Here is a 14,808-nt window from a genome sequence, read left to right as displayed (position 1 = left end):
GCGGTAGCAGGAAAATCAGCGCACAAAAAAAGCCGTAGGCATCGCGCCACACGGCTCTCTTTGTGCAAATTGTCTTGCGAAACGCATCCGCGCCTCCGGGTGAAGTGAGTTGGTAAACCCAGATTCAAGCGGGGGGCGAGATGCTAGCCCAGAACATGGGGCATCGAGGCGCCCAAGCCGAGTCGTTGGTGCGTGACCACGACCGGCGAGCGGACAGGCTCTGGCTCCAGTTCGAACTCTTCTTCGTGAATTTCGAATTCCATCGCAGCATCGCGGAGTTCACCGCGGAGAATCCGCACGTTGCGCGGAGCCTCAACTGCTAGCGTCACGCGGTTGCCGGCCACGCGGCGAACCTCGATCGTGATGTCGTTGCCAACGTGGATCTTTTCGCCAATCTTGCGGCTGAGTACGAGCATCCCTACTACCTCCTGAAACGAACAACAAAAACGGTGCGGCTTCCCTGCGGGCTGCCAAAGTTGTCGCTCCGTTGCGACGGATCGGCTAAGTGCAACCGACATGCCAATAGGTATGATTGGTGGGGTTGAAGGTTCACTGTCACGTGGAACGATGAATTTTCCGGGATTTTTACATTTTCCCTCAAGTGGGGCTTGCCAACCGGTGGATCGTTTCGTGCCACGTTGGTCGCAAAACGAGACCAAGGTCTAAGAATGGGATCGAAGTGACGAGTCCTAGCGTCGTCCCTCGGAGGCGCCGAAGCGGAGATTTTTCGGCGTTCACACGGCTGCGGGCGACTTGGGTTGACCAGCGCTGGTCGACCAGTATACTCCCGCCCCCATCTCCTCCCTCGCCGTGAGAAGTAAGTGCTGGCGCCGATCGACCAACTTGAAACGGCAGCCTGCCGGCGGGAGGCTCGATGACCTCTGGGCTGTCACGGCGGCGATTTTTACAAGCGGCGCTAGCAGCAACGATCGCGACGCCGCTGGCCCGAGCTGCCGAAAAAAGCGAAGGCTGGGCCGATCGCCGCGTTTACGGGCCGTTCGTCTGCACGTCGGCGTTCCCGCTGCAGTCGCTAGAAGGAGTGTTCGCTGAGCTGGCTCGGCTCGAATCGGAGCTGCATCGGACGCTAGCAGTTCCCTCGGCGCGGCAGACGGTCGACGTTTTTTTGCTAGCAGACGAGGCGTCGCATCGGAAGTTTCTGGCTCAGCTCTATCCCCAAGTTCCTTACCGTCGGGCGCTTTACGTCCGGCGTGGCGGTCGCGGAGCCGTTTACGCTTACCAGCATGCGGAGTTGCCGGTCGATTTGCGGCACGAATCGACGCACGCCCTACTGCACGCGACGCTGCCGGAGGTGCCGCTGTGGCTCGATGAAGGGCTAGCGGAATATTTTGAGATGCCCGAGGAGAGTCGCCCGCACGGCCACCCTCACCTCGCCCTCGTCCGCTGGAACTTGCGGCTTGGGATGCGACGGACCGTCGAAGATCTCGAGGATCGGCAAGAGGTAGGCGAAATGGGCAGCTTTGAGTATCGTTTCGCGTGGTCGTGGGTTCATTTTATGTTGCATGGGCCGGCGGCTGCCCACCGGACGCTGGTCGAATACTTGGCCGACATTCGCCGCGGCGACCATGTTGGTCCGCTGTCGGCGCGACTGCGGACGGCGGTGCCTGATCTCGACGAACGGATGGAACGGCACTTCAGCAACTGGCGGCCGACGACGTCATTGGTCGCTCACCGCAGCGCGCCCATCAGCGGCTAAGAAAGAATCGCAATGAAATACTTGGTCACCGGCGGCGCTGGGTTCATCGGCTCGCACATTGTGACGGCGCTCGTTGAGCGCGGCGATGAAGTGCGCGTCTACGACAACTTAAGCACGGGTAAGGCGGAGAACCTTGCCCACCTCGGCAAACGCGTCGAACTGATGCAGGGCGATCTGCTCGATCCGAAGCAGCTCGAGAAAGCGGTTGTCGGCGTCGATGTGGTGTTTCACCAAGCGGCGATGGCGTCGGTGCCGCGGAGCCTGGCCGAGCCGGCCGCGAGCCACGCTGCTTGCGCGACGGGGACGTTGCATGTGCTCGACGCGGCGCGCCGCGGCGGCGTGAAGCGCGTCGTTTACGCAGGTTCGAGCAGCGCGTATGGCAACCAGCCGTTCATCGCCAAGCGCGAGAGCGATCTGCCGGCGCCGATCTCGCCCTACGCGGCGGCGAAGCTTGCCGGTGAAGGGTACTGCCAGGCGTTCGCCGCGTCGTATGGTTTGGAAACGGTAGTGATCCGCTACTTCAATGTCTTCGGCCCGCGGCAAGATCCTAACGGCGAGTATTCGGCGGTGATCCCGAAGTTCGTCGTGATGATGCTCGCCGGCAAGCGGCCGACAGTGTTCGGCGACGGCGGGCAATCGCGGGATTTTACCTACGTCGAGAACGTCGTGCTCGGTAATCTGGCGGCGGCGGCCTCGCCGGCGGCGAGCGGTCGCACGTTCAATGTGGCGTGCGGCAAGCAGTACAGCTTGTTGGAACTGATCGCCAGCATTAATCGCGTGCTGGGGACGAAGATTGAGCCGAACTTTGAGCCAGCCCGTGCGGGCGATGTGCGCGACAGCCTGGCCGACATCACCGCCGCTCGCGACGTGCTGAAGTACGAGCCGACGATTGACTTCGACGAAGGGTTGCGGCGGTCGATTGAGTACTACCGCACACTAGTTAAATAGAGACGCGTTGGGGCGCTTCTAGCCCCGGGCTCCGCCCGGGGGTGGGTTTCCATCTCGGCGGGCGAACGCTTACCGGAATGGCGAGCGACCCCCGGGCGGAGCCCGGGGCTAGGCATGCGGGTCATTGGCCGACGAGTTTGAACACGAAGTCGGTCGTGCGGATGTCGCGGACGTTCACGCCGCCGCTGGTCATGTAGGCGGTGACGTTCTTGAAGCCGTTGGCCGAGTGGTTGAAGCCGAGGCCGCTCAGGGACGCCAACCGTTGCCAGACAAGCAGCGTGTCGTTGCCGGCCGAGTCGTAGAACTCGACCTTATCGGTGCCGCCGGCGGTCGAGTTGGCGACAGTTTGCTTGAAGCCTTCGGCCTCGTTGTAGAAGTTCGTCCCCGTCATGATCCCGCGGACGGCGCCGGCGATGTAGGTGTCGTTGCCAATCGAGTCGTAGAAGTTCGCGAGATCGTTGCCGCCGAGTTCCGATACGGCGCGAACGCGGTCGAAGTTGCGAACGTCGTTCGAAACAATCGAGCTGGCAAGCACTGCGCGATCGGCCCAGGCGTTGAAGACGTCGTCGAGCGCCGAGTCGTACAGCGTGGCCGTATCATAGCCGCCCGAGCCGTAGGTCACTGTGCGGTCGAAGCCTTCGGCCTCGCTGTAGTAGCCCGAGCCGGTGAGAATCGCCCGCAGGTAGCCGGCGATGAGCGTGTCGTTGCCGGTCGAGTCGTAGAGGTCGGCCTGATCGTCGCCGCCGGAGGTCGCCCACGCCTTCGCGCGGTCGAAGCCGCGGGCTTCGTTGGAGTAGCCCGTGCCGCTCATCGACGCGGCGGTCGGACGGGCGACGAACAAGTCGTTGCCGACTGAGTCGTAGAACGTCGCCGTGTCGTAGCCGGAGGAGGCTTGGGCGACGGTGCGTTCGAAGTTGCGGGCATCGTGCGAGAAGCCGTTGCCCGTGAGCGTCACGCGGTTCGACCATGCGGTGAGCACGTCGTCGCCTGCGGAGTCGTAGAACTCGACGCGGTCGTTGCCGCCGGCGTTCGCGTAGGCGACCGTGGCGTCGAAGCCTTCGGCTTCGTTATAGAAGCCGGCGCCTTGCATGATGCCGCGGAGCGAGCCGGCGATGTACACGTCGTCGCCGGCCGAATCGTAGAAGGTTGCCGTGTCGTAGCCGCCGGCGGTGGCCCAGGCTTTCACGCGGTCGAAGCCGCGGGCGTCGTGCGAGAAGCCGGCGCCGGTGAAAGTCACTCTGTCCGACCAAGCGGTGAGCGTGTCGTTGCCGGCGGAGTCGTAGAAGTCGACGCGGTCGTTGCCGCCGTTGATCGCTTGGGCCGTGACCGAGTTAAAACCTTCGGCCCAGTTGTAGAACCCGTTGCCCTGCATGATGCCGCGGAGCGAGCCGGCGATGAAGACGTCGTCGCCGGCCGAATCGTAGAGCGTGGCGGAATTGCTGCCGCCGTTCACTGCGTAGGCTTTGACATTGCTGAAGGCGGCGACTTCGTTCGAGAAGCCGGTGCCGACCATCGTCACGCGGTTCGACCAGGCGGTGAGCGTGTCGTTGCCGAGCGAGTCGTACATGTAGGCGACGTCGGCGCCGCCGCCGCCGCGGATGATTTGATTCTCGATGGCGGCGGTCGCCACGGAGAACGCGGCGCCAACGATCGAGGCCGACGAGGCATAGACCGTGGCGGTTTCGCTGCCCGTCGTGCCGTTGAACGTGAACGAATCGTTGCCGTTGCCGCCTTGGAAGGTGAAGGCCTTCGCCGAGCTGCCGGCGAACTGGTACTGCACGCCGTTGACGGTGACGTAGTGGGTCGTCCCCGCGACGAACGAGAAGACGTCGTCGCCGCTGGTGCCGGCAATGGTGACGTTCGTTCCGACTTGGCTGACGAGGTTGACGACGCTGAGGTCGATGTCGGTCGCGCTGCCGGTGACGCGGATGAAGTATTCGACGCCGGCGGTCGCTTGGACGTCGGCGCGGGTCGTCGATCCATTGTTCGTGCCGCCCGCAATCAACTGCATGTTCGCGTTGTAGATTCCAACGCTGGCGTTCGAGCCGGAGTATTGGCCAAGCACCGACAGGGCGCCGGTTCGCGATGCGGTGACTTTGAACCAGCGATCGCCGCCGATGACGACGTCGTCGTACTGGTTGAAGTCGGCGACGCCCCAATCGGTGAAGGTCGGCTGGACGTTGCCGCCGTTCCCTCCATTGCCCCCATTGTTGCCGTTGTTCCCGCCGTTATTTCCGCCATTGCCGCTGCCGCCGAGGCCGGCGGTGAAGGTGTACCGCCCGATGCCGGCCGTGGAGGTAATACGGACCGCGTACGTTTGGCCCGCGGTGACGGCGAAGCTAATCGTGTTGCCGTTTTGCGTGGCAATGGTTTGGCCGTTGGCCGCGTAGGCTTGCCACGACGCGGCGAGTTCTTGCTTGGCGTTCGTGACGTTGAACGTCACGTTGCCGGTGGTCGAGGCGGTGAACGAGAAGAAGTCGGCGTCGGACTTGCTGTTGATGGCGCCGTTGACCGTCGACGTGCCGACGATCGTGCCGATGCTTTGCGCCGTCGCCTGCGTCGAGCCGAAATCGTCGGTCGGCATCAAGGCGCTGATCGCCTTCTGCAGATTCAGACGCTTGTACGAAAGATTGGTGGCGGCGTCGTACACCGTGTCGGCGTTCGCCATCATGTGGTTGAAGATCATATCCTGCGTGATGTTCGTCCAACCGGCGAACTCCATCGCCTGGCGAACGAGCACCGCAGCGCCGGCCACGTACGGGGCGGCCATGCTGGTGCCGGACATCGTCGCGTAGTCGTCGGCGACGCCGTTGTTGTTGCCCTTGTAGTCGGGAACCGTGCTGACGATGTTGCGACCCGGAGCGGCGATCGCGCGAGTGAGCCGCTGGCTGAAGTAGCTGAGCGAGCCGTTTTCGTCGGTCGACATCACCGGAACGACGTACTGACTCGCCGCCGGGTAGCTAAGGCCTGGCGTGTTGAAGCTAGTAAAGCTGTTGCCCGCGGAGACGGCGATGAAAATGCCGGCCGATTCGAGCGCAGCGAACTCGTCTTCGAGGTTCGCCCATTGCGGCACCGTCGCAGCGTTCCAGGAGCTAACGCCGAGCGACAGGTTGATCGTGGTGATCGGGTTTTCGAACGAGTTGCGATTCTGGAGAACCCACTGCAGGGCGCTCTCGACCCAGCTGAAGTAGCCCTGCCCGGCGTCGTTGAAGACGCGGAGGCCGACGAAGTCGACGCCGGTGGCCACGCCGCTGTTGGGCGTACCCGAGCCGCCGATGATGCCCGACACGTGCGAGCCGTGGCCGCCGCTGGCGCCGTCGTCGTAGGGATTGGCGTCGTTTTCTTCGGTGAAGTCCCAGCCGCCGACGACGCGATAGTTGGCGCCAAGGCCGCCGCCGAGGGCGTAGTGGTCGTAGGCGATGCCGCTGTCGATGACCGCGACGGTTTGGCCGCGGCCGGTGAGGCCGTAGCTCGATTGAACGTTGTACCAACCGGTCAGGTTGTGAGCCGCGGCAATCGCTTGCTCAATGTCGTGAACGTAGTTGTCGAACGGAACGGCGTCTTCAGGGTTGATCCAGAAGTCGGCGTCGCCGATTCCGCCGGTTTGCACTGTTTGCTCGAGCGGCGGCGCATCGAGATCTTGATGTTCGATGAGCGGATCGGCCGTCATCACGCGGCGATCTTCGAGTTGCTCAATGACGCCTAGCTGGCGGCCCTTACGCGTGTGTTTCCGTTCCATGACGCGACCCCTCGCGACGATGCATCCATGGTCTCGCTATTGCGATGATGGCGCACAAGTGCGCCGCCTGATGCGATCGATCGCTTGCTCCTGACGAACATGTGAAAAGTGAATCGACGGGGCCGCGGAGGGGGAGTCGGCCCTGTCTTGACGAGTATTTGGTCAGCTGGCGAGCGGCCAAATTTCCCTGCTTCAGGGAGGGCTGCACGCCGACGTTCCAAGAAACTCTAAGTCAGGAAATCCCGGCTCGCCGTGGTTCCATCAACTTCCGCGTCCGCGCCTGTCAGGGCGTTGAGCGGGGGCAGCGTCGATTCACTGGCGTGATGAAGAACGTCCACGTTCCTTCCTCACGCGCTGCCTAACGGCTACGTCATGTTGCCGGGACGCAACCAATATACGGGTTGTGACGGGCGAAGTTCAGCGGTTGATCGGCTAAACTAATGTGCATTCGTCCATGCTGGCGCGAGGCGCGGCAAGCTTGGCAAACTTGCACGATTAGCCGTCGCCCCCGCAGGTTTACCCAATCGGCAGATCTTTCCAGGAGGGCTCGATGGCTGCGAGCAGCGTCAACTATCAGCTGCCCGTCTTGGCCGCGACGATGCTGCTGTTTGCGGCGTCGCTGTGGCAGTCGATTTACCCGGACCAGCAATGGCTGCAGCACATTCCGACGGTGCTGGCCCTGCCGGCGTTGCTGTGGAGCGCTCGGCGACGATGGCTCTCGAATGCGTCATTCACCTGCTTGGCGATGATGCTGGCGCTGCATATCGTCGGGGCGCGGTGGATCTATTCGAACGTGCCGTATGACGAGTGGTTTCGCGCGGTGTTCGGGGGCGGGACGCGCGAGTGGCTGGGATGGACGCGGAACCATTACGATCGGCTGGTCCATTTCGCGTTCGGACTGTTGATGACGCTGCCAGTCGCCGAGGCGGCGGTGCGCTATGGAGGGTTGAGCGTCGCGTGGGGATTGGCCTGGGCTTGGATGACGGTCGCCGGAGTGAGCGCGTTGTACGAGGTGTTTGAGTGGGCGATCGCGATCATTGCGGCGCCCGACTACGCGGAGCAATACAACGGTCAGCAGGGCGATTGGTGGGATGCGCAGAAAGATATGGCACTCGCCTTGCTGGGCAGCACGTTGGCGACGCTCGCACTGGGCGTCGGTTTGCAACGGCAGCGGCGGAGAACAGTGGGATGAGTGAGCAGCGATCGCTTCGATATTGGACGCTGGTTCCGTTCGTGGCGCTGTGCGCCGGCGTGATCGCGTTTGGGCAGCAGTTTCCGCTGGGCGAATGGTTTGCTTCGTTGCGGCAGCCGCCGCTTGCACCTCCCAATTGGATTTTCGGCGTCGTGTGGACGCCGCTCTATTGCATGATTGCGGTCGCCGGTTGGCTGCTGTGGGAGCGGGCGGCGAATTCGTGGGCGATGCGGTGGTGGTTCGTGCAGCTGGGGCTCAACGCGGCTTGGTCTTGGATCTTCTTTGGGCTGCACCGGATTGATGCGGCGCTCGTAGAGATCGTGGTGCTGTGGCTGGCGATTGGGGCGACGATTGCGAGTGCGTGGCGGCCGGTTCGCGCGGCGGCGGGGCTGCTGATTCCCTACTGGGGCTGGGTGGCGTTCGCGATGGTACTGAATGGGTGGTATTGGGTTTTGAATCGCTAGGCGGCGCTTTAGCCCCGGGCTCCGCCCGGGGGTGGGTTTCTATGCCGGTGGGCGACGCGTACCGGAATGGCGAGCGACCCCCGGGCGGAGCCCGGGGCTAGGAATGCGGCATCCGTGCAAGTTGCCCGTGTCGCGATTCGTCCACCGGCGGAGCCGATGGCTTCTGCGGGGCCACCTTCGCCGCACTAACGTGGCGAGCCACACTGCTGGTGCCTCTGCGGAGGGGGCGCCAAGAAATCTAGCCAGAATCTCTTTGCATAAACCCGTAGCGCGGCGATACGATGTCGGGCCATGCGGGGATGCAATTGCTCGCCCGCCCATTAACTCTCACTCCAATCAAGGAGCCGCTCCTGAAGCGCATCGCTGAGTCAACGTTTTCGGGTCGAGTCGAAAATCGTTCATCAACGCCTTTGCACATTCTGGAGCGACGCCATGATTCACTCTCTGCCCTTGCGGGCAATTCTCTGCAGCGCTGCCCTGCTCTGCTTCGTCCAATCGCACGCCAGCGCCCAAACGGCCTACGGAGTCGACGCGAACTTTACGCTGTTTAGCTTCGACGTCACCAATCCGACTGCTTCGACGACGATTGGCAACATTGGCTTCTTGCCCGAAGGGATCGATTTCCGGCCTGGGACGAATCAACTCTACGCAATCGACGTCGGCGCCACGACGACGCAGCTCTATACGATCAACACCGCCACTGCCGCCGCAACGCCGGTGGGCGCCGGCTTCGCGACGACTGGCGTCGATTACAACTTGGCGGGCAACCAGTCGTTCGGATTCGATTTCAACCCGAAGACGCTGCAGGCCGATTCGAGCATGCGGATTCGCCTCATTTCAACCAATGGCGAGAACTTGCGGCTTAATTCCAGCACTGGGTTGGTCGCGGCCGTCGACGTTGATCTGGCGATTCTACCCAGCGGCGGCTCGCCGTTCGCCGACGCCGCGGCCTACATCAACAACGTGCCAGAAGTCGGCGGCACGACGATCTTGTTCGATATGGATATTCGCAACAACTCGCTCTACACGCAGAACCCGCCGAACAACGGCTCGCTGAATCTCGTCGGCGCGTTCGGCGTGAGCATCACCAACGTGCAGCAAGGCATTGGGTTCGACGTTTACACGACGCCGGGCGATGCCGACCTCACCATCGGCGGAGATGCGGCGTACGCCGTGCTGAAGCGGCCCAATGCGCCGGTCAACGGGCCGACGGGGGCGTATTTGCTTTACAGCGTTAACCTGGGGAATGGGCAGATCACTGGCGGGGCGCTCGTCGATGGTGGGCGCGATTTTACCGGCGGGTTCGCGATCGCGCCGGGCGTGCCGGAGCCGGCAACCTTCGCCCTGGCGATCGGCAGCGTGCTTGTCGTGGCGAGCACGCGAAGAAAACGCAACGCGGCGATTTAACGCGCCGCGGTCGACGATCACCTGATTCCAGCGATCACTTCTTCGTTGGCGCGGGTGATCAGCGCGAACAGTGTCTCTTTCTCGATCGCCGTTTGCAGGAACTGGACCGAACCGTCGAGCAGCGCGAATTGGACGCCGCCGGGGTGATCGCTGCGATAGGTAGCGCGGAAGCCGCCGTCCCAGCGGGCGCTTGGATCGTTGAAGTTGTAACGCACGTCGGCGTTGGTGTGTCCCCAGGCGTAAGCCCAATAGGCTTCGGCCCAACGGAATTCGCCCCACTTTGGCTGGCCGTCGACGCCGCAGCCAGAGTCCCAAACGTAGGACTCGAAGCCGTAGTTCGTTTCGCCGATGAGGATCGTGTTCGACGTGCCATCGGTGATCCGTTCGAGGCCGAGGTCGTAGACGTCGCCTTTCCGCGGCGGCGGCGTGGCGAACGCGCCGTCGAGTTGCGCGAACTTGGCGTAGTCGACGCGCGTGCTGATGACGTAGCTGCCTGGGCCCAGCTTCTCGCCGCAGTCGGTCATCGGCACCTCGCGCGGCAGATACATCGACGGGCATGTGTAGTCGGGGAAGGCGACATTCGTGATCCGCAGATTTTGCGCGCTGCTGGTCGTCTTTGTCAGATCGTAATTGGCGTACAGATTTCCTTGTTCGAGATACGGCAGCAGCAAGACGAGCGTGCTGCCGTATTGCGAAAATGTGTCGTCTGGGCCGCCTGACTTCAAACCGCCGGGGCCGCCGAGGACTTTTGGCGGCGGCAGCGTGTGGTGGCTCGACTCGAAATTGAGCGTCGCGAGGGCGATCTGCTTTAGCTTGTTGACGCAGTTGGTGCGTCGCGACGCTTCGCGAGCGGACTGAACTGCCGGCAGCAGCAACGCCACGAGCATGCCGATGATCGCGATGACGACTAACAATTCGACGAGCGTGAAGGCGCGGCGGCCGCGCGACAGGCTTCCCATCGATCGGATCCTTCCCGGCTAGTTGCGAACGGCGGACGGACGGCGACGGCGGAATGCTGCGAGCCCGAGCGTTCCGACCGTGGCAATAGCGGCGGCGTGAGGTTCAGGGACCGCGGCGACGTTGGCGAGGCCGTTCGCACCCGCAGCGATAGCGCTCTTCCACGCGACGAGGTCGGCATCGTCGTACTCGCTGCCATAGCCGCGTTGCCACGCGAGGAAGTCGCCGCCATCGACGACGCCGTCGCCGTTGAAGTCGGCGGAAGGCGCCTCGTCGAGAATCGTCACGGCAAGTTCAAACGTCGGGGCGTTGCCGTTTGGGTTTGGGCCGTTGGGGTTGTTGTCGAGGAAGTAGTCGGGGTACGCGACTTCGCCGGTATGGGCGAGCGGTTCGTGCAACGACGACAAGAAGAATCCAAGGTGGCCGGCAGCGAGCGAGTTCTGCAAGTAGCTCATGACGCCGGGAGCGTTGAGGTTGACGTCGAACGTCAGCTGCGTGCCGGCGCCGAGCATTGTGCCGGGGGCCAACTCGACGCCTTGCGAGTCGTACGCCTTGCCGACCGCGAACGGCGTGGGGCTAAATTGTTCGGTCTCGTTGCCGGGAGCGGTGGCGCTGTAGCCGCCGAAGATCGCGTTTTCAACGTCGTTGCCAGCGCCGTCGATCGAATAAACTTGATAGGGGCCTGAGAAACTTCCGGCGGCGATTGGCCAGCGGCGATCGCCCGAGTTGAAATACTCGGGGCCCGTCTCGCCCGCAAAGCCGAAGGTCGTGTACGCGCCGCCGAAGCCGACGCCCCACAGTTCGATTGGCTTGCCGGGATCGTCCGTGCCGCCGGTGATTTGGAAATAGTCGTCGGCCGTACCGTCGTAGGCGATCTCGCCGATGTTGCCCATCAATGTGACGGTCAGGCGGAGCGAGTCGATTTGATAGCGGCTCGCAGCGACCTTCGGAATCGTGGAGGTGGTGTTCGTGGCCAGCAAGACGCTGCCGCGACGCGAAGAGTCGTAGCCGTCGCCGCCGTAGAATTGCAGGTTGCCGTCGTCGTCGACGTACGAATAGGTCGCGAAGCTTGAGCCGCGGTCGCGGACCGAGCCCGAACCGTTGGCGGTTGAAACCGGATAGAACCACATCTCGATGTCGGGGTCGGTCGTCGCGTAGGTCAGCGACTGAGCGTGGCACCACGCGGGGGTCGAGGCGACGCCGGCGGCTAGCAGGCCCACAGCGCCGCAGCGGCCGATGAACTTGACGAATTGTTGCTTCAGCGAAGACATGAACGGCTCCCTACCGAATCGAGATGAACGTCAAATCGAGATGAATGTCGAATCGAGGTGAATGTCGAATCGAGGTGAATGTCGAATCGAGGTGAATGTCGAATCGAGGTGAACTAAAAAAGAGCCGCCGTCTCGCGGCAGGCACGCTGCCGCGAGACGACGACCATCGGCGCCTAGCGACGACGGCGGACCAACACCGTCGCGGCCGTGAGCGCCGCCCCTACCAAGGCGAAGCTGGTCGGTTCCGGCACGGCGGCGACCGCATCGGGGGCGAACCCGGTCGCCGACCAAAGCGAATCGACCGTCATGTCGGAGATCGAAAGAACGCCGGCGCCGACTGGCGAGCCGGTGACGTTCACAGAGTACGACGCGGCGTTGCCGGGAATTTCCCACTTGGCCCAGAACTGAGCTTCTTGATTGTCGGCGTTGACGCCGGTGACGTACGTCGGGGCAACGCCCGCGATGTTGCCGAAGGCGAACAGGTTGGTGATGCCGCCGAAGCCGGCCAGGCCGTTGCATTGGACGATGATCGTGGTGAAGCCGGCGCCGACCGAGCCGACCGTCGGGATGGTGAGCGTCAGGTTGACGTTGGCCGGATTCGTGTAAACGTTGTTGCTGCTGGATACGATGTCGCTGGCGTTGTTTTGCGCGAGCAGCGGGCCGGCGAGCGAGCCGGGGTTGATCGACGGCGTGCCGTTGACCACATCGGGAGTCGGGTCGGGATCGCCGACGTTCAGCGGCGGGTTGCCGTCCCACGAACCATTACCCCACCCGAAGTAGGTGGTGTTAGCGGCGCCGCGGAAGCTGGGGGCGATCGGGCCGGTGGCGAAGTTGATCGATTCAGCGCGAACGACGGTCGCGCTCATGGCCACGAGGGCGGCCAACAACAAAGTGTTCTTCACGAGGTCTACTCCAGTAGGGGAATAAAGGGAAAACAATTCAGGAAGAGCAGAGCGCCGTCGACGAGCGAAGCGTGCGGAACGGCGCCCTGCCCTGTTTCAGACTTAGCTGCGGTGCGAGCGGCGACGCACGGCCAGCGAACCCACGAGGCCGATCGCGGCGAGCGCGGCGGTGGCCGGCTCCGGCACGCCCATCGGCGTGAAGGCGCCGGTTTGGGTGAACGTATCGACCGCGATGGCGTCGAGACTCATCGAGCTGGCCGAGGCCTTGAACGTCAGCGAATAGGTCGACGGGTTGAAGCCGGCGAGATCCCAAGCGAAGAGGTTCTCGGGAATGGCGCCGCCGACCAACTCGTCCGAGTAGGTGGGAGCGAGCAATTGATTGCCGCCGTCGTAGCTGAGCAGGACGCTCGTAAAATCGAGCAGGCTGCCTTGATTCTGAATCTGAGCGACGAAGCGGCTGTTCCAACCGGCGCCGAGGTTGTAGTTCGGCACGGTGACGGTGAAGCTCGTCGGAGCCGAGAACGAGTAGATGTTGCCGCCGCCGGTTAGAAATGCGCCGGCCGTGTTGCCGACGACGAGCGAGTTGGCGCCCGACGGACTGCCCGCAGCGGGGAAGCTGCCGGCCACGTCGGGGGCGTTGCCCGGCGCGCTGTAGGCGTCGGTGAAGACTTCCCACTGGGCGTGCACCGAGTTGGCGGCGCCAAGCGACCAGGAGTCGAAGGGCGAGGTCGAACCGTTGGGGACGACGAACGAGGTGGGAACGGCAAACGCCGTGCTGGCGCAGAGAGCCACGGCGGCGACGAGCGCCGCGATCGATTTCTTCATGAGAACACTCCAAGATGAAACGTGGTGATGTGGGAACGAGGGGATTTCACTGGGGGGCAAAGCGCAGAGGGCCGGGAACAGCAGGTTCCGGGGCAGCGCAGACGACTCGCAGTTGGAGTCGGAAGAACGTCCGCAGGGGCGGACGCTAAGGATGGAGAGACGGCTCAGCGCTCGGGCGAGAATCCAATCCATTGCTGGGGCTGACGTTCAATCGCGAAGATGCGGGCGTTGAGTTCGATGGCTCTCCTTCGTAAGAATTTTTATAGATCGAGAAATATGTAAAATGTGCGGTTTGTCCGACTAGCTTATGCTGGGGTTCTTGAAAGCGAGAAACTCGCGGTTGGAAAGTCGCCAGCCAACGGCTGGCGGCTACCGGCCGACTACTGTGACAGCAAGACTAGCGCGACAGCAATTCGACGACCATCTGCACGTTCACCGGCAGCGTGACGTCTTCCTTCGCGGGAAGACGAGTCACTGTGATCATCAACCGTTCCGAGTCGACGTGCAGCCAATCGGCGGCTTGGCCGTCGAAGGCCGCCAAGTTACCGCCGTAGAGGTCCGTGAGACCGCCGCGACGCTTCACGTGAATGACGTCGCCGACGCGAACGGTCATTGAAGCGACATCGCAGTGACGGCCGTTGACGGTGAAGTGGCCGTGGCAGACGCCCTGCCTGGCCTGAGGACGCGTCTTGGTAAAGCCCGCCAAGCGGACGACGCTGTCGAGACGACGCTCGCACAGCACGAGCATTTGGGTTCCGGTGTCGCCTTCGGCGTGCTTCGAGTGCTCGAAGACGCGACGAAGTTGGCGTTCGCCGAGGCCATAGTAGTACTTGATCTTTTGCTTCTCACGCATCGACTCGCCGTACGTCGACATCTTGCGGACCGGCGGGGCCATGCCCGGGGCGTTCGGGCGACGATCAGAGGCCTTCGCGGCGCCGGCGCTCTCGAAAATCATGGCGCCGAGACGGCGGTTGATGCGGGCCTTCGGACCGGTGTAACGCGACATGTCGATGATCCTTCAAGTACGGGGACGTTGTGTGGGGCGCCGGGCGTCAGCGTTTCCTGCGATTGGCAGTGCTGGGGCCGGGCGAGTTTTATCGGGTGACTGGCGGTTGAACGCTGCCTGCAGCGAGTCACAATCGAGGCGGAGAATGCTGGCAGCTCCAATGGAGTGCGAGCGGGTCGCTTGGAATCGCAACTCAGCGGTGGCTCATCGTCAGTCGCTGTTCTTGCCGTGGGAGTTCGCAAAGGGGTTCAACCGTGGCTGAACCTTCGCTCCGTGGCTGGCAGTCGACCGAAAGGCGTGCTGGCTGCGGTTGGTGAGATCGAGTCTCAATAGCAATAGGATATGAGAATTGAGATCGGCGTCAACGGGTGATTTAAAAAATT

The 14,808-nt window shown here is 63.0% G+C and carries 12 protein-coding genes; 5 read left to right on the top strand and 7 right to left on the bottom strand.

Going from position 1 to position 14,808, the window contains the following annotated elements:
- Positions 1-143 precede the first annotated feature (143 nt).
- A complete protein-coding gene (locus tag PLANPX_RS15525) occupies positions 144-416 on the bottom strand; it encodes a carbon storage regulator (RefSeq protein ID WP_152099610.1) in 273 nt (90 codons plus the stop codon).
- A 458-nt stretch (positions 417-874) separates the two neighbouring features.
- On the opposite strand from PLANPX_RS15525, the gene PLANPX_RS15520 reads away from it, so the two are divergent.
- Both PLANPX_RS15520 and PLANPX_RS15515 read left to right on the top strand, forming a co-directional pair.
- Entirely contained in the window at positions 875-1,714 is an 840-nt protein-coding gene (locus PLANPX_RS15520) for a DUF1570 domain-containing protein (RefSeq protein ID WP_152099609.1), read from the top strand.
- Between the two features lie 12 nt (positions 1,715-1,726).
- Positions 1,727-2,662, top strand: a complete 936-nt coding sequence (locus tag PLANPX_RS15515) for an SDR family oxidoreductase (RefSeq protein WP_152099608.1) — start codon at positions 1,727-1,729, stop codon at positions 2,660-2,662.
- Between the two features lie 121 nt (positions 2,663-2,783).
- Here the strand turns inward: PLANPX_RS15515 and PLANPX_RS15510 are convergent, their stop codons facing one another.
- Positions 2,784-6,401, bottom strand: a complete 3,618-nt coding sequence (locus PLANPX_RS15510) for a S8 family serine peptidase (RefSeq protein ID WP_152099607.1) — start codon at positions 6,399-6,401, stop codon at positions 2,784-2,786.
- Positions 6,402-6,951: 550 nt separating this feature from the next.
- Here PLANPX_RS15510 and PLANPX_RS15505 point away from each other — a divergent pair.
- The 3 genes from PLANPX_RS15505 to PLANPX_RS15495 all read left to right on the top strand — a co-directional run bounded on the left by PLANPX_RS15505 (position 6,952) and on the right by PLANPX_RS15495 (position 9,464).
- The gene (locus PLANPX_RS15505; protein ID WP_152099606.1) at positions 6,952-7,593 is read left to right on the top strand and encodes a DUF2238 domain-containing protein; all 642 of its coding nucleotides are present in this window, start codon (positions 6,952-6,954) and stop codon (positions 7,591-7,593) included.
- Positions 7,590-8,057: a TspO/MBR family protein gene (locus PLANPX_RS15500; RefSeq protein WP_152099605.1), complete on the top strand. Its 468-nt coding sequence runs from the start codon at positions 7,590-7,592 to the stop codon at positions 8,055-8,057. Before PLANPX_RS15505 ends, PLANPX_RS15500 begins: the two co-directional genes overlap by 4 nt.
- Before the next feature lie 432 nt (positions 8,058-8,489).
- Positions 8,490-9,464 carry a DUF4394 domain-containing protein gene (locus PLANPX_RS15495; RefSeq protein WP_152099604.1) on the top strand — a complete coding sequence of 325 codons (975 nt, stop codon included), beginning with the start codon at positions 8,490-8,492 and terminating at the stop codon, positions 9,462-9,464.
- A 17-nt stretch (positions 9,465-9,481) separates the two neighbouring features.
- Here the strand turns inward: PLANPX_RS15495 and PLANPX_RS15490 are convergent, their stop codons facing one another.
- The 5 genes from PLANPX_RS15490 to rpsD form a co-directional block, all read right to left on the bottom strand.
- A complete protein-coding gene (locus PLANPX_RS15490; RefSeq protein ID WP_152101895.1) occupies positions 9,482-10,423 on the bottom strand; it encodes a DUF1559 domain-containing protein in 942 nt (313 codons plus the stop codon).
- Between the two features lie 18 nt (positions 10,424-10,441).
- A complete protein-coding gene (locus PLANPX_RS15485) occupies positions 10,442-11,692 on the bottom strand; it encodes a hypothetical protein (RefSeq protein ID WP_152099603.1) in 1,251 nt (416 codons plus the stop codon).
- Positions 11,693-11,865: 173 nt separating this feature from the next.
- Positions 11,866-12,594, bottom strand: coding sequence for a PEP-CTERM sorting domain-containing protein (locus tag PLANPX_RS15480; protein WP_152099602.1), 729 nt, complete (start codon positions 12,592-12,594; stop codon positions 11,866-11,868).
- A 102-nt stretch (positions 12,595-12,696) separates the two neighbouring features.
- A complete protein-coding gene (locus PLANPX_RS15475) occupies positions 12,697-13,419 on the bottom strand; it encodes a PEP-CTERM sorting domain-containing protein (RefSeq protein ID WP_172992098.1) in 723 nt (240 codons plus the stop codon).
- 397 nt (positions 13,420-13,816) lie between these two features.
- Positions 13,817-14,425: a 30S ribosomal protein S4 gene (gene rpsD, locus PLANPX_RS15470; RefSeq protein WP_152099600.1), complete on the bottom strand. Its 609-nt coding sequence runs from the start codon at positions 14,423-14,425 to the stop codon at positions 13,817-13,819.
- Positions 14,426-14,808: the final 383 nt, after the last annotated feature.

The organism is Lacipirellula parvula (assembly GCF_009177095.1).
Classification (GTDB): Bacteria; Planctomycetota; Planctomycetia; order Pirellulales; family Lacipirellulaceae; genus Lacipirellula; species Lacipirellula parvula.
Note: the sequence above shows the minus strand (reverse complement) of the source record. Positions and strands in the feature narration are given on the sequence as shown.